The sequence below is a fragment of the Arthrobacter sp. ES3-54 genome (assembly GCF_029504395.1).
GTDB lineage: Bacteria > Actinomycetota > Actinomycetes > Actinomycetales > Micrococcaceae > Arthrobacter.
The window spans coordinates 21,118-36,009 of the sequence record NZ_JAQFIF010000026.1; the positions used below are offsets into that span (position 1 = coordinate 21,118).

The window sequence follows — 14,892 nt, forward strand, 5'->3', positions numbered from 1 at the left end:
AGCCTACGCGCCGCGGCTGTCCGTTCGGGCCCGGATGCCGGTTCCCGGATGCGCTCCGGGCATGCCGGGCCACACCCAAGGCTCGCGCGGCAGGGCGGCGGGGTCGAAGTGGGCCAGTGCTTGCTCCAGGCGGCCGGGCGGGAGGCCGACAGACGCCAGCAGCGTGTCCCGGACCTGGTCCGCGGTCACGCCGGCCAGCGCCAGGTCGGCGAGCGTGACGGCGCCGTCGCGCTTGGCCAGCCGGGCGCCGTCGGCATTCAATACCAGCGGCACATGCGCATATTCCGGAACGGGCATATTCAGGAGCGACGCCAAATACGCCTGGCGCGGCGTGGACGGCAGCAGGTCGTCGCCGCGGACCACCTGGTCGATGTCCTGGGCGGCATCGTCCACCACTACGGCCAGGTTATAGGCGGTCACGCCGTCGTTGCGCCGGAGCACAAAGTCGTCCACCACCCCCGTGAAGTTGCCGTGAAGCACGTCGCGCACCGTCACCTGCCCGACGGCGGAACGGAGCCGGACAGCTGGCGGTCGGGCGGCCCGTTTGGCCTCGCGCTCGGCGGCGGTGAGGTTCCGGCACGTCCCCGGGTAGGCGCCCAGCGGAGCGTGCGGCGCGGACGGGGCCTCCTGGATTTCCCGGCGGGTACAAAAGCACTCGTAGGTCACGCCGGCCTCCGTCAGCTGCGCGATCGCCTCGGCATACAGGTGCTCACGGTCCGTCTGGCGCACGACGCCGCCGTCCCAGCTCACGCCGATCGCCGCAAGGTCGCGGAGCTGCTCAGCCTCGGCGCCGGCCCGGGCACGGTCCAGGTCCTCTACCCGCATCAGGAACCGCCGCCCCGTGGACCGGGCGAAGAGCCACGCAAGGATGGCCGTCCGGAGGTTGCCAACGTGCAGTTCGCCGGAGGGACTGGGGGCGAAGCGGCCAGCTGAGGTCATGGGACAAGCCTATGCGGAGCAGCACAAGAGCCCCTCAGCTACCGATGACTTCGGGAAATCCGACGTCGGTGGCTCAGGGGCTCTTGCCGCGTGGTGGTGCGTTGTGCGGAGTGACGATGCGTGAACAAGAGTCAATCAGCGGCGGGTTCCTTGCGGGAGCCTCATCCGGGGTCCGGGTGGTGTGCCGGGGTGTCCGTAGCCTTCGGGATGGTGGCGGTGGCCGCGTTCCCTTTGTTGTCACCATTTGAGCAGAAGCCCTACAGTTGGTGCAACGGACCGGGGCCAGAGTGGCCAATCTGATCAACTTTAGTCGGGACAGTGAACAGGAAGTGGTCATTTTGCAGGAGCTCGACGCGACGGACCGGCGGATCCTCGCCGCGCTGGACGAAGATCCCCGCGTGCCGGTCATGGTGCTGGCGCAGAAGCTGGGCCTGGCCCGCGGAACGGTCCAGTCCCGCCTGGAGCGGATGTCGGCGTCGGGCGCGCTCCGCCCGAACAGCAGCCGGGTTCTGCCGTCCGCTTTGGGCCGGGGCGTGGCGGCCGCGGTGAGCGCCGAGCTGGATCAGAGCCACCTCAACGAGGCGATCGCGGCCCTGCGCAACATTCCGGAAGTGCTTGAATGCCACGCCCCGGCCGGCGACACCGATCTCCTGATCCGGGTGGTGGCCAAGAGCCCGGATGATCTCTACCGCGTGTCCGAGGAAATCCGGCTGTGCCCCGGCATCGTCCGGACCTCAACGAGCATGTTCCTGCGCGAGGTCATTCCGTACCGGACCACAGGACTGCTCGGCGCCTGAACTCTCCGCCGAGAACCGGCGTCCCCGGTCTTCCGGTCCCGCTTTAGACCGGGGGTCCGGCGTTGGCCTTCAGGTTCTTCATGACCAGCGTTGACGTCAGGCGTTCGACGCCGGGCAGTGAGGTCAGTTCGCTGTCATAGAAACGCTGGTAGGACGGAAGGTCCTCCGCGATGACCTTGAGTAGATAGTCCGGCGAGCCGAAGAGCCGCTGGGCCTCCACGATGTTGGGATTGTCGGCCACCCGGTTCTCGAAGATCTCCATCGTGGAACGGTCCACCTGCCGCAGCGTCACGAAGACGATCGCCTCGAAACCGAGCCCCACGGCGGCCGGATCAATGTCCGCCCGGTAGCCGCGGATAATCCCGGCCGCCTCCAGATCCCGCAGCCGGCGATGGCACGGAGCCACGGTCAGCCCCACCTTGGCCGCCAGGGCCGTGGCAGTCATTCGGCCATCCGTTTGGAGGTGACGCAAAATACTTCTGTCAATGTTGTCAATCACGCAATTATCTTACCCAGAAGTAGCGATTCATCAGTAAATAAGCGAACACTTCCGGGCCGAATTTGCCTAGAGTTTTCCTTGTACCTGCTACGAGGTGCCGCACCCCCTGGAGCCCGCCATGAACCCCCAGCTTTTCCTCGCCTTCCTGGTTCTCGCCGTCGCCCTGGCGTGCACGCCCGGCGTCGACTGGGCCTATTCGATCGCGGCCGGGCTGAGGCAGCGCAGCTTCGCGCCCGCCGTCGCCGGGCTCTGCGGCGGCTACGCCCTCCACACGGCGCTGCTGGTGCTGGGGCTGGCGGCACTGCTGGCCGGGATGCCCGGCGTGCTCGGCTGGCTGACGGCCGCGGGCGCCCTCTACCTGCTCTGGCTGGGCTTCAGCACCCTACGGTCCTGGCGCGGGGCCAGCTTCAGCACCGGCGCGGCTGCCCCAGGAGCGGCCGCGCCGCCGAGCCAGTTCCGGATCTTCCTCCAGGGCATGGGCATCAGCGGGATCAACCCCAAGGGCCTGCTGTTCTTCGTGGCACTGGTGCCGCAGTTCGTCAGCCCTGACGCCGCGCTGCCGGTCCCGGTCCAGTCGGGACTGCTGGGCCTGACTTTCGTCCTGCTCGTGGGCGTCATCTACAGCTGCGTGGCACTCCTGGCGCGGAAACTGCTGCAGGCCAGGCCGGGCGCAGCGCGCCAGGTGACGCTGGCCAGCGGGATCATCATGCTGGTCCTGGGCGCCCTGCTGCTCGCCGAACAGCTCGCTCCCGCCGTCAACGCAGCTCTGAACCGCGGGTGAGGGCGGGAATCCCGGCTACTTGCGCTGCATGTACCACTCGGTGAAGGACGACGCGCGGCCATCCGCGGTCAATTGGATGACCCACAGGTTGTCATAGCTTCGGCTGTTGCCCCGGTAGGTCGTCAGGCCCTGTACAAAGGCCCGGCCGCCGTCGACCCCCAGCAGCTTCCACTCAAACGTCCAGTCATCCGGCTCATCGCGCCCCGCCAGCCAGTGCTCGACGATATCGTCCCGTCCCTGCCACGGTTCGGCTTCCTGCGGGCTGGTGGCATAGATGGCGTCCTCGGTAAACAGGGCCCGGATGTCCTCCGGATCGTTCGTTGTCCACGCCGTGATGTAGTGCTGCATCCAGCGCTCCACCGCATCTCTCATGCCTCGGTTGTACTCCCCGCCACAGGGGCCCGCAAGAGTAGTCGATACGTGTATTTGGCCGCGATCGGGCGCAGAAGACTGTCAGTTGTCGTCGGCGCGCCCGTATTCGCGGTCCCAGAGTTCGTGCATTTCCGCGTCCTTCCGGATGGCCTTCACGGCCTCCAGCTGTGCCGGTTTGTGGCGCTGCCATTCCCGGGCTCCAAGGGTTTTGCGGCCCGCGTCCAGGAGGAGCAGGGCAGTGTCCGTGAGCGCGTCGCTGCGGAGGGTGAAGTCTGTCTTCCTGCGCCGCAGGACTTCCTGCAGGGCTGATCGGGAAGCGGTGTACGCTCCGAGCCTGCGCAGGGACCGGGCACGGACCAGCAACAGCGCGGCGGCCAGATCGTCCGCGTTCAGCAGCCCCTCGGTCTCCGCCACCACGTCAACGTCTCGTCCCAGCTCGGCCTCAAGCGAACAGCGGGCCAGGGCCAACGGCAGCGACGGCGGCAGGCCGGCAAGCGCCGCGAGCGCCGCCTCCGTCTGGCCGGTCTCGCGCAGGGAATGGGACAGGGCCAGGAACACGGCCTCCTCGCTGAAGAGCACCGGAACCTCGATCCGCTCCGCTACCTCAACCCTCGTGACGACCCCGGCCAGGTACACGGCGGCGTAGCGGTTGGCGTCCTGGTCGTTCCGCAGGCTCAGGCCATGCTGCAGGAGCTCGGACGCGCGCAGATGACCGCCGTGGGAGTACGCCAGCAGCCCGGCCATGAGGTAGCAGACGCCGGCCCAGCCGGGGTAGGCGCGGGCCAGGGTGATCAGGCGGTCCGGATCCGTGCTGCCGAAGACGGCGGAGTGCACGGCTTTCATCCTCTTGGCGGACGCCCGGCCTCCCACCCTGCCTAGCCGTGGCATCCCGCCCTCGGCGGCCAGCGTGCCGGGGGCCCGGCCTGCAATGAGTCCGGTCACTACGGAGCCCACGTTGCCGGCCAGGCCGCGGACCGGTGTCCGGACCACAGGCTTGCGGAAGGGCGTCAGGTCGCGGGTGTCCGTGTACGGTCTGCGGGGCTCGTCCAGCATTGGGTCGTCCGGGATTGGGTCGACGGGAATTCGGCCGTCGGAGATCCGGCCCATGGGAATGCGGCCGTCGGGAATGCGGGGGGCGGATTCGCCAGGTCCGGCGCTCATGCCCCCATGGTAGTAGCCACCGGCAGGCCGCTGCTAGGCGGCTGCGGCCACCCAGAGGCCGATCACCCAGGTGCTCGCGGCGAGGCAGGCGAGGCCGAATTCCACGATCATGCCAAAGCCCGTGGCCTTCAGGGCGGCCCAGCTCGAGGCCACCGCCGTGCCGAGAACGCGGGTGCGCTGCAGTTCGCTGAGCAAGAGCCCGGCGGCGAAGCCGACGAAGAGCCCCACCACGGGAATGATGAACATGCCGGCCACGCCCAGCACCAGGCCCACCACCACGGAACGGCTCGGGATGCTGTGCTCCTTGAGCTTCCGGCCGGTCAGGACGGCGCTGGCGGCCATGCCGGCCAGGACGAACACGAGTCCGATCCCAAAGACCACCCAGCCGGTGGTTCCGGCGCCGCCCCACAGGGCCCAGGCAAGCAGGCTCGCCCCGATCAGGATGCTGCCGGGCAGGACGGGAATGATGGTTCCGGCCACGCCCACCAGGATGGCGAGGCCGCAGAGCACAGTCACCAGAGTCTCGGGGTTCATGGGCCCAGTCTAGGCGGCGGGCAGTCCAGTCGGAGGACGGGCTCCATTGGGCCGGCCAACGGCGGCGCTCCCCCCAAGGCAGCGCCGCCGTCACTGTGTGGGCCGGAGTGTGTCGCGGAACTACTCGGCTTCCACCGCCGCGGCCACGGCAGCGGAGACGGCCGGGGCCACGCGCGGATCCAGCGGGCTGGGCACGATGTAGTCCGCGGAAAGATCGTCCTCTGCCAGTTCTGCGATGGCCCGGGCCGCGGCGAGCTTCATGGCCGGCGTGATCCGGCGGGCGCCGGCGTCGAGGGCGCCGCGGAAGATGCCGGGGAAGGCCAGGACGTTGTTGATCTGGTTCGGGAAGTCGCTGCGTCCGGTGGCGACCACGGCCGCGTACTTGCTTGCGACCTCCGGCAGGACTTCCGGGTCCGGGTTGGACAGGGCGAACACGATCGAGCTGTGGTTCATCAGCTTCAAGTGCTCCTCGTCCAGCTTGGCGGAGGAGACACCGACGAACACGTCGGCGCCGAGCAGCGCCTCTCCCGGGCCGCCGGCCACGCCGCGCGGGTTGCTGCGGGCGGCGAGCTGGGCCTTCTTGCTAGCCGGATCGGCGGCGATGTCCGCGCGGTCCTTGCTGATCGTGCCGCGCGAGTCCAGGAGGACGACGTCGCCGATTCCCGCCGTCAGCAGGATTTCGGCGACGGCGATCCCGGCCGCCCCTGCCCCGGAAACCACCACGCGCAGGCTGTCGAGCGTCCGGCCGGTCACCTTGGCGGCATTGGTCAGGGCGGCGAGGACCACGACGGCGGTGCCGTGCTGGTCATCGTGCATGACCGGGCAGTCCAGTGCCTCGATGAGTTTCTCCTCGAGGTCGAAGCAGCGGGGCGCGGCGATGTCCTCCAGGTTGACGGCGCCGAAGCTGGGGCGGAGCCTGACAAGTGTCTCCACGATTTCGTCGACGTCGGTGGTGTTGAGGACCAGCGGGATGGAGTCGAGCTCTCCGAAAGCCTTGAAGAGCGCGGACTTGCCCTCCATCACGGGCAGCGAGGCGCTGGCGCCGATGTCGCCCAGGCCCAGCACGGCCGTGCCGTCGCTGACCACCACCACGAGGCGCTGGGCCCACGTGAGCGTCTTGGCGAGCTCCGGGTTGGCGTGGATTGCACGGCTGACCTGGGCGACGCCGGGCGTGTAGGCGATGGAGAGGTCGCGCTTGCTGGCGAGCGGGACGGTGCTGGAAATCGAAAGCTTGCCGCCCTCGTGGGATGCGAAGATTTCCTCGTCGCTGAGCACGGCTACTGCCTCTGCCGGGGAGGTGGAATCGGCGGGAATGATCGTTTCAGTGGACACGTCGTTGTCTCCTGGGACTCACCGTGGGCGCACGGCTCATGGAAGCTCAAGCAAGGCTGCTTGAGTTGGTCTGGTGGGGGCTGCGGCGACCAGTGGTGGCGGTCGCCGGCGGTGCCCCCGGTTTTGCTGGCATCAGCAGTGTTCCGGTCCAGCAATGGTAAACAAGGCGTCCCGCCGGTTACGCCGCGGACGAGGGATGATGCGCACTGGTGAAACGTTTCCCCAAGACGTTAAGTGACCCGGATCACGCGCGGAAGGGTCATTTCCGAGCCGCTGGTCTAGACCGGTTACGCGGCCTGCGGGTCTCGCTGCAGGAGCGAGCAGGCCTTCTTCAGGTCCTCCTCCGCCTCGAAGAGGGACAGCCGGCGGCAGCGCACGGCCTGGACCAGTCCCGTAACCGTCAGCAGGAGTACCCGGGCAACTGCGGCGTCGCCGCACGCTGCCGTCACTGCCTTCTCGGCGGTCGCATCGATCTCGCGGAGCAGCCGCGTGGTGTCGGTGTCCTTGACGTAGACCGCGCGGTTGAGGGCCTGCTCCACGGCGGGCTGCATCAGGCGCATATGGAAAATCTCCATCACCACTCCCGCGAGGGCCTGGGCCACGACCTTTCCCGCCTCGGGCGAGCTCCCCGCGAGCAGCTCGCCCAGCTGCTTGCGGTACAGAGCCAGGACCAGTTGGGTGGAGGACGGGAAATAGCGGTACAGCGTCCCCAGCGGCACATCCGCCTTGGCCGCCACCTCGGAAAGGACCACGGAGTCCAAGCCCTTGCGGGCAAACCCCGCGGCAACGTCAAGGATCCGCACGTAGCGGAGCCGCTGCCGGGGCAGAGTGGGGGGAGGGGCCATCGGTGGAAGATCTGAGTGAAAATCAGGCATCAGCAGCGTTCCGGGGGTCGTTTTTCTCGGCAGCCGGGCGCCATTCGCCCACCGCGCTGCCGCGGCAATTGCCGTCCACTATACGCCACGAAACTCGGCGCCCGGCCAGTCAACCGGGACACCGGAAGCCGCCCGAACGGAACGCGCGCGGCTCAGTCCACGCCCTTGATCTTCACCACGAACACGGCGCCAAGAAGCCCAATCACGGCGGCCGCCACATACAGCGAAACGTACCCTCCCCAGAGCGTCACGAACGGAAAGGCAATGAGCGGGGCGAGCACTTGCGGCAGCGAGTTGGCGACGTTAATGACGCCCAGATCCTTGCCCCGGTTCAGGGCCGTGGGCAGCACCTGGGTGATGAGGGCGAAGTCCACCGCCAGATAGCAGCCGAAGCCGATGCCCAGCACCGACGCGCCGATCAGCGCGCCGGGCCAGGTGGGCGCAAACGCAAGAATGAGGGAGGCCGCGGCGATCACCGCGGAAGAGATGATGACCAGCGGCTTCCGGCGGCCCATCCGGTCGCTCAGCCGGCCGCCGATCACGCTGGTGATGATCACCATGACCGCATACAGGCCCGTGAGGATCAGGACACCAAACTCGGGCTCGATGCCTTGGGTTTCGCGAACCCGGACGGCGTCGTGGAGGAAGAACAGCAGGTAGAGGGTGACCATGTGGTTGCCGATGTTCACCAGAAGCCGCGTCAGCCAGGCCCAGGCAAAATCCGGGTGGCGGGCTGGGGAAATCCAAAAACCCCGCACAAAGCCGGTCAGGCTGAACGGCGGACGGGCCTGCGCTGGCAGCGGAACGTCGTCGTTCTTGAAGTAATAGAGCACGACGCCGGCCAGCAGCGCCACGGCGCACACCAGGTATCCGGCGGCGAAGTTTCCCGTGACGGCGGCGGCGATCACCGCGCCGAGGAGGATCCCGACCGTCTGGCCCATGGCGGCCAGTCCGCCCACCGTGCCGCGCTGCGGGACCGGCACGCGGTCCGGGATGGCGGCGGTGATGGCGGCGTAGGCGCCGTTGCAGCCGGCCTGCACGAGGCACCAGAGCAGCGTCATGACGGCGACGTTGGGCGCTCCGGCCAGCGCGATAAGGGCTGCGGCGCCGAGGACCGCCCCGAACAGCACCCACGGCACGCGGCGGCCCAGCCGGGACGTGGTGCGGTCGCTAAAGGCGCCGAACAGGGGGTTGGCGACGAGGGACACAGCCGCGCCTGCCCCGGTCACGAGGGCGAGGATGGCTTCCTTGTCCCCTTCACTGAACGCCGCCGCCTGTTGTCCGAGCAGCACCTGGATCGGGCCGAAGAACGCCGCATTGATGCCGAGGTTGACCAGGACCACGCCCGCGGTCCAGACCGGACGGACTCGCTGCTCCGGTTCGGCGAGCGCCGCCGACGTCGGAGCTGGGCTCGGTAGGTCGGACAAGCTCATGTGGTTCCCCCCGGAACTGGCGACGCAGGCTGATGATCTGTGTGGGGCCAGACTATCGTGGGGATCGAGATCCGCAGTCTACTTTTCAGCACGCCTACTTTTCAGCACGGGAGAACCAGTGGCCGCATCCGCCGTCAACACAGCCGACCTTTACGATGAGCGCGGCGAGGAGCTCAGCTCCCTGGCCGTGCAGTTCCAGTCCCTCGGCGGACAGTCGCACTTCAGCGGGCCGGTCCGGACCATTCGGTGCTTCGAGGACAACGCGCTGGTCAAGACCGTGTTGGCCACTCCCGGCAACGGCTCCGTGCTGGTGGTCGACGGCGCAGGCTCCCTCCGCACGGCACTGATGGGGGACATGATCGCCGCGAGCGCCGTCGCGAACGGCTGGGCCGGCGTCGTGATCAACGGCGCCATCCGAGACCGGCTCGCTATCGCTCGGCTGCCGCTGGGGGTCAAGGCGCTGGGCAGCAACCCGCGCAAGAGCGCCAAGGAAGGCGCCGGGGCCATCGACGTGCCGCTGGAGATCGACGGCGTGGCCATCCGCCCCGGTGCGATGATCTGGTGCGATCCGGACGGAATCCTGGTCGAACGCATAGGACTTTCTTCTCCCCGAGGTAGTGGCGGGAACATTTGAGCCAGTAACATAGTTACTGAAAGCAACTATCCGCTTGATCCCCACACTTCACCTTGGAGCAGTCATGTCCAAAACCACCTCCGCGCGCGCCGCAGGAGAGGTCCTGACCCACCGTCAGACCAACACCGTCATGGTGGGACTCATGCTCGGCATGTTCCTGTCCTCGCTGGACCAGACGATCGTGTCCACCTCGATCTACACGATCGCCAACGACCTCGACGGCCTTTCCCTGCAGGCCTGGGCCACCACCGCGTACCTCATCACCTCCACGGTGAGCACCCCGCTCTACGGCAAGCTCAGCGACATCTTCGGTCGCCGCCCGCTGTACCTCATCGCCATCCTGATCTTCCTCGTCGGCTCGCTCTACGCCGGCTCGGTCCACTCCATGACCGAGCTCGCCATTGCCCGCGGCATCCAGGGCATGGGCGCCGGCGGCCTCCTGGCCCTCGCCCTGACGATCATCGGCGACATCGTGGCGCTCAAGGACCGCGCCAAGTACCAGGGCTACTTCATGTCGGTCTTCGGCATCTCCTCGGTCCTGGGCCCGGTTATCGGCGGCGCCTTCGCCGGCACCGAGACCATCCTCGGAATCGACGGCTGGCGCTGGGTCTTCCTCATTAACCTGCCGATCGGCCTCGCCGCCCTCGCGGTGGTGTTCATGTACCTGCACCTCCCGGCCAAGCACGTGAAGCAGAAGATCGACTACTGGGGCGCGGCCGCCATCACGCTGGCGATCGTTCCGCTCCTCCTCGTCGCCGAACAGGGCCGCAGCTGGGGTTGGAGCTCCGCCAACTCCTACCTCTGCTACGGACTGGGCGTTGCAGGCATCATCGCGTTCCTGCTGGCCGAACGGCATGCGGCCGACTACGCGCTGATCCCGCTCCGGCTGTTCCAGAACATCACGTTCGGCCTGTCCTCGCTGCTGAACTTCATCATCGGCATCGGCATGTTCGGCGCCATCGCGATGCTGCCGATGTACCTGCAGCTGGTCAAGGGCCTGACGCCCACAGAGGCCGGCCTCATGATGATCACCTTCACGGTGGGCATCCTCACCGGCTCCATCACGGCCGGCCGGACCATCTCGGCTTCGGGCACGTACCGGATCTTCCCGATCCTCGGCACGGCCGTCCTGACCGTTGCCGCCGTCGTGATGGGCCTTTCCCTCGGTGCCGACACGCCGCTGTGGGTCCCGGGCGCCATCGCCGTGTTCTTCGGTTTGGGCCTGGGCTTCTGCATGCAGCCGCTGACGCTGGCCATGCAGGTCTCCGTTCCGTCGAAGGACATGGGCGTGGGCACCTCCTCCGCCGCGTTCTTCCGCTCCATGGGCGGCGCGGTGGGCACGGCCGTGTTCATCTCGATGCTCTTCAGCCTCGCGGCGGACAAGATTGCCACGGGCATGAAGGACGCCGCGCAGGATGCGGCTTACCTCAAGGTGCTCAAGGATCCGGCCGTGGCTGCCGATCCCGCCAACGCCAAGCTCTACGAGTTCTTCAAAAACGGGGCCAGCAACGATTCTCTGAACGACACCAGCTGGCTGCACACCGCCAACTCGACGCTGACCCGCCCCATCACGGAGGGCTTCGCGCAGTCGATCGACGCCGTCATGCTCACGGCCGCGGTGCTCACCGGCATCGCCTTCCTGATCACCTTCGCCCTGCCGAACAAGAAACTCACGGACCCGAAGGCGGCTGCCAAAGAGGCAGTTGCGGCTGCCGCCCACTAGGGGGTTCCTCCGGCTGGTTCCATTTCACGGCAGTTTCACGTCATGGCAGGCAGTCTTTTGGACTGCCTGCCGTGTCGTCTGCCGTAAAACCGGACTCCGGTAGGAGGCCCGACGCCGGAAGCCTGCTGTGCGTGACGCCTTCGGTTTCCGGCCCGGCCGGCACAGCCGACGGCACGCGCAAAGTGTATGTTTCGTCTCACTTTCCGGCGGTTGTGACAGGCGGCACGCCGGCTCGGGTGTAAGACTGGGTAGCTGCGGCGAAGGCCGTGGAACGCGAACTGCCGAGGGAGCCGTATGACCATCACCCAGGACCAGACCGCCGCCAAGATCCCGAAACGGGTCATTTGGCTGGCCGTGGCGGGCGCCGTCGGCGGCTTCCTCTTCGGCTTTGATTCGTCCGTCGTCAACGGCGCCGTCGACGCCATCAAGGACGAGTTCGCCCTCAGCGAGGCCGTGACCGGCTTCGCCGTCGCCGTGGCCCTCCTCGGCTGCGCGGCGGGCGCCTACCTGGCCGGCAAGGTCGCCGACCGCTACGGCCGGATCCCGGCCATGAAGCTGGGCGCGCTGCTGTTCCTCGTCAGCGCCATCGGCACCGGGTTCGCGTTCGGCGTCTGGGACCTGATCTTCTGGCGCCTGGTGGGCGGGCTCGGCATCGGCCTGGCCTCGGTGATCGCTCCGGCCTACATTTCCGAGATTTCCCCCCGCCACGTCCGTGGCCGCCTGGCCTCGCTGCAGCAGCTGGCGATCACCACCGGCATCTTCGCCGCCCTTCTCTCCGACGCCGTGTTCGCGACGTCGGCCGGCGGCGCGGACCAGGCCTTGTGGTTCGGCTTGGAAGCGTGGCGCTGGATGTTCATGGCCGCCGCCGTCCCCGCAGTGGTCTACGGCTGGATCGCCTTTACCCTGCCCGAATCGCCGCGGTTCCTGGTCTTCCAGGGCAAGAACGAGGAAGCCCTCAAGGTCTTCAAGACGATCGCCCCAAACGAGGACTCGGACCGGCACCTGCGCGACATCAAGAAGGCCATCGACGAGGACAAGCTGGCCGGCCAGAAGGGATCCCTGCGCGGCAAGGCCCTGGGCCTGCAGCCGGTGGTCTGGATCGGCATCATCCTGTCCGTGCTGCAGCAGTTCGTCGGCATCAACGTGATCTTCTACTACTCCACCACCCTGTGGAAGGCCGTGGGCTTCCAGGAAAAGGATTCGCTCACCATCTCCGTGGCCACCGCCATCACCAACATCCTGGTGACGCTCGTGGCGATCGCCCTCGTGGACCGGATCGGGCGCCGTCCCATCATGCTGGCCGGCTCCATCGGCATGGCACTCTCGCTCGGCACCATGGCCCTGGCCTTCAGCTCGGCCACCGGGTCCGGGGACGCGATCTCGCTGCCCGGCGCGTGGGGTCCGGCCGCGCTGGTCGCCGCCAACGTCTTCGTCATCAGCTTCGGCGCCTCTTGGGGCCCGCTGGTGTGGGTACTGCTGGGCGAGATCTTCCCGTCCCGCATCCGTGCCCGCGCCCTGGGCCTGGCCGCGGCCGCGCAGTGGATCGCCAACTTCGCCATCACCCTGAGCTTCCCCGTCATGGCCGCTGCCTCGCTGCCGTTGACGTACGCCATGTACGCGCTGTTCGCGGCGGCGTCGTTCTTCTTCGTCATGTTCAAGGTGCCGGAGACCAACGGCATGTCCTTGGAACAGGCCGAAACCCTGTTCGTGCCCAAGGGTTCCGCGAAGGAGTCCGCGAAAGAGTCCGTGAAGGACCCCGTCAAGGCCTGAGCCGGCGCCGTGTGAGGCCGCCGCTGCAACCAGCGACACGACAAAGAACGCCCAGGCTTCCTCGGAAGCATGGGCGTTCTTTGTCACCTCAGAGGCTTCTGCACGAAGCCAGGCGGTGCTACACCACGCGCGGCTCGTGCGCAGTGAGGTAGCGGCGCCCGCCGAAGACCACGGCAATCGCGGCCACCATGGCCAGCGCGCCGGCGAAGAAAGGCACCTGCGGGCCGAAGTGCTCGCCCAGCTGCGCGGCGGCAAAGGGTGCCAGGGCTCCGCCCATCCAGCGCACGAAGTTGTAGCCGGCGGAGGCCACCGGCCGCGGCGAATTCGAAACGCCCATGGCCAACTCCGTGTAGATGGTGGTGTTGACGCCCAGGAGCGCCCCGGAAATGACCACGAGGACCACGACGGCGGGCACCGAGTGCCCGGCGGCCAGGCCCAGTCCCACAAGGTCCAGCATCAGCAGGACCAGGGTGCCGATGAGGACCCGGACGGCACCGAAGCGGTTCTGCAGCACGGGGGCGGCAAACACCGAGAAGACGGCGACCGCGACGCCCCAGCCGAAGAACACCCCGCCGATCCCGTAGGCGTCCATGCCGAGGATGAAGGGCGTGAAGGCGAGGACCGTGAAGAAGCCGTAGTTGTAGAACAGGCCGCTGGCCGCCGTCGTCCGCAGTCCCTTGTGCCCGAGGGCAAGCAGCGGATCACGGAGCCGGACTTTCCGCGCGGGCAGCGGGGTCTTGGGCAACAGGGCAATGAGGGCGATGAAGGCGGAGGCCATCAGCACGGCCGTGCCGAAGAACGGGGCACGCCACTGCCAGCCGCCAAGCAGCGCACCCAGGAGCGGGCCGAGGGAAATCCCCAGGCCGAGGGCGGCCTCGTACAGGATGATCGCCGTGCCGGCCCCGCCGCTTGCGACGCCGACAATCACCGCCAGCGCCGTGGCCACGAACAGGGCGTTGCCCAGTCCCCAGCCGGCCCGGAAGCCGATGAGCTCAGCCACGCTGCCCGAGGTGCCAGACAGCGAGGCGAAGACAACGATCACCGCCAGTCCGATCAGCAGCGTCCGCTTCCCGCCGATCCGGGAGGAGACGTAGCCGGTGATCAGCATGGCGACCGCGGTCACCAGGAAATAGCTCGTAAAGAGCAGCGACACCTGGCTCGGGGAGGCGTCCAGGTTCTTGGCGATCGCCGGCAGGATGGGGTCCACCAGCCCGATGCCCATGAAGGCGAACACCGCCGCGAGGGCCGTCGCCCACACCGCCTTGGGCTGTTTGAGTAGCGAGGCCTTCTCGGCCTCGAGGGTAACTTCGGCTGCCGGGAGGGTGTCGGCGGGGTGGCCGTGCATGGGGGGAACTCCTAAATGATGGGAATTTCGGTTGAGAATCAGGCCTGGAGCGTCGCGTTGATCCGGCCGATGACCGGAAGGGCGGCGGCGAGGGCGGCGCGGTCATCGTCCGAGAGGGAGGAGAGGATGCCGGCCATGACGGCGTTGCGGCGCTCGTTGGCGGATGCGACGGCGGCGAGGCCGGCTTCAGTGAGGGTCACGCGGACGGCGCGGGAGTCGCTGGGGTCCGGTTCCCGGCGGGCGAGGCCGGCCCGCTCGAGCTTGATGATCTGCTCGGTGGCGCTGGGCACCTTGACGCCGAGGTTCCGGGCGATTTCGCCCACGCGCACTCCGCTGGCGGAGGAAGCACTGTCCGCGGTTGCGGGTGCGGCGTCCATCAGCATCTTGAGCATGCTGAGCTGGGCGGCGCTGAGTTCGCCGTCGGCGTCGAGACGGCGGACGAGATAGATGCTGTGGCGGAGGGCCTCGCGGAAGTCCCGGGCGAGGGCGAGAAGGCCCGGGTCAGACGGTTCGTTGACGATCATAGTTAGGTAGCCTAACAGTTAGGCAACCTAATAGTCAATGAGGACGAGTTGACCTATCACTCTGGGTGGCTAAAACCGGGGCAGAGTCATATGGTCGCAGCAACGCTCTGATTGATGGAGCGTTAGATGGCCAGAGTGTTTTCCCTCGATGCGCGCACTGAGTTCTTCGATTT

General features: G+C 67.7%; 15 protein-coding genes. 5 read left to right on the top strand and 10 right to left on the bottom strand.

Features of this window, described 5'->3' with window-relative positions; genetic code table 11:
* Positions 1 to 3 precede the first annotated feature (3 nt).
* Positions 4 to 939: a tRNA glutamyl-Q(34) synthetase GluQRS gene (gene gluQRS, locus M2428_RS21760; RefSeq protein WP_277528052.1), complete on the bottom strand. Its 936-nt coding sequence runs from the start codon at positions 937 to 939 to the stop codon at positions 4 to 6.
* Positions 940 to 1,277: 338 nt separating this feature from the next.
* Here gluQRS and M2428_RS21765 point away from each other — a divergent pair, with 338 nt between their 5' ends.
* Positions 1,278 to 1,736, top strand: a complete 459-nt coding sequence (locus tag M2428_RS21765) for an Lrp/AsnC family transcriptional regulator (protein ID WP_176803545.1) — start codon at positions 1,278 to 1,280, stop codon at positions 1,734 to 1,736.
* 43 nt (positions 1,737 to 1,779) lie between these two features.
* Here M2428_RS21765 and M2428_RS21770 read toward each other — a convergent pair whose 3' ends face one another.
* The gene (locus M2428_RS21770; protein WP_277528053.1) at positions 1,780 to 2,235 is read right to left on the bottom strand and encodes an Lrp/AsnC family transcriptional regulator; all 456 of its coding nucleotides are present in this window, start codon (positions 2,233 to 2,235) and stop codon (positions 1,780 to 1,782) included.
* Positions 2,236 to 2,353: 118 nt separating this feature from the next.
* On the opposite strand from M2428_RS21770, the gene M2428_RS21775 reads away from it, so the two are divergent.
* Complete coding sequence (locus tag M2428_RS21775; protein WP_277528054.1) at positions 2,354 to 3,016, top strand: LysE family translocator; 663 nt, start codon at positions 2,354 to 2,356, stop codon at positions 3,014 to 3,016.
* A gap of 15 nt (positions 3,017 to 3,031) precedes the next feature.
* On the opposite strand, the gene M2428_RS21780 is transcribed toward M2428_RS21775, so the two are convergent.
* The 6 genes from M2428_RS21780 to M2428_RS21805 form a co-directional block, all read right to left on the bottom strand.
* Positions 3,032 to 3,388 carry a nuclear transport factor 2 family protein gene (locus M2428_RS21780; RefSeq protein WP_277528055.1) on the bottom strand — a complete coding sequence of 119 codons (357 nt, stop codon included), beginning with the start codon at positions 3,386 to 3,388 and terminating at the stop codon, positions 3,032 to 3,034.
* Between the two features lie 81 nt (positions 3,389 to 3,469).
* On the bottom strand, positions 3,470 to 4,549 hold the full coding sequence (locus M2428_RS21785; RefSeq protein WP_277528056.1) for a hypothetical protein: 1,080 nt from the start codon (positions 4,547 to 4,549) through the stop codon (positions 3,470 to 3,472).
* A gap of 33 nt (positions 4,550 to 4,582) precedes the next feature.
* A complete protein-coding gene (locus tag M2428_RS21790) occupies positions 4,583 to 5,083 on the bottom strand; it encodes a DUF456 domain-containing protein (protein ID WP_277528057.1) in 501 nt (166 codons plus the stop codon).
* 120 nt (positions 5,084 to 5,203) lie between these two features.
* On the bottom strand, positions 5,204 to 6,415 hold the full coding sequence (locus tag M2428_RS21795) for an NADP-dependent malic enzyme (RefSeq protein WP_277528058.1): 1,212 nt from the start codon (positions 6,413 to 6,415) through the stop codon (positions 5,204 to 5,206).
* Between the two features lie 287 nt (positions 6,416 to 6,702).
* A complete protein-coding gene (locus M2428_RS21800) occupies positions 6,703 to 7,290 on the bottom strand; it encodes a TetR/AcrR family transcriptional regulator (protein ID WP_277528059.1) in 588 nt (195 codons plus the stop codon).
* Positions 7,291 to 7,442: 152 nt separating this feature from the next.
* On the bottom strand, positions 7,443 to 8,723 hold the full coding sequence (locus tag M2428_RS21805) for an MFS transporter (protein WP_277528060.1): 1,281 nt from the start codon (positions 8,721 to 8,723) through the stop codon (positions 7,443 to 7,445).
* Positions 8,724 to 8,841: 118 nt separating this feature from the next.
* Here M2428_RS21805 and rraA point away from each other — a divergent pair, with 118 nt between their 5' ends.
* From rraA to M2428_RS21820, 3 genes are all read left to right on the top strand, one after another.
* On the top strand, positions 8,842 to 9,357 hold the full coding sequence (rraA, locus tag M2428_RS21810; RefSeq protein WP_277528061.1) for a ribonuclease E activity regulator RraA: 516 nt from the start codon (positions 8,842 to 8,844) through the stop codon (positions 9,355 to 9,357).
* Positions 9,358 to 9,421: 64 nt separating this feature from the next.
* Positions 9,422 to 11,080 carry an MDR family MFS transporter gene (locus M2428_RS21815; protein ID WP_277528062.1) on the top strand — a complete coding sequence of 553 codons (1,659 nt, stop codon included), beginning with the start codon at positions 9,422 to 9,424 and terminating at the stop codon, positions 11,078 to 11,080.
* Between the two features lie 294 nt (positions 11,081 to 11,374).
* Positions 11,375 to 12,850: a sugar porter family MFS transporter gene (locus M2428_RS21820; protein ID WP_277528063.1), complete on the top strand. Its 1,476-nt coding sequence runs from the start codon at positions 11,375 to 11,377 to the stop codon at positions 12,848 to 12,850.
* Between the two features lie 118 nt (positions 12,851 to 12,968).
* Here the strand turns inward: M2428_RS21820 and M2428_RS21825 are convergent, their stop codons facing one another.
* A complete protein-coding gene (locus M2428_RS21825) occupies positions 12,969 to 14,195 on the bottom strand; it encodes an MFS transporter (protein WP_277528064.1) in 1,227 nt (408 codons plus the stop codon).
* Positions 14,196 to 14,233: 38 nt separating this feature from the next.
* Positions 14,234 to 14,719, bottom strand: coding sequence for a MarR family transcriptional regulator (locus M2428_RS21830; RefSeq protein WP_277528065.1), 486 nt, complete (start codon positions 14,717 to 14,719; stop codon positions 14,234 to 14,236).
* Between the last annotated feature and the right edge of the window lie 173 nt (positions 14,720 to 14,892).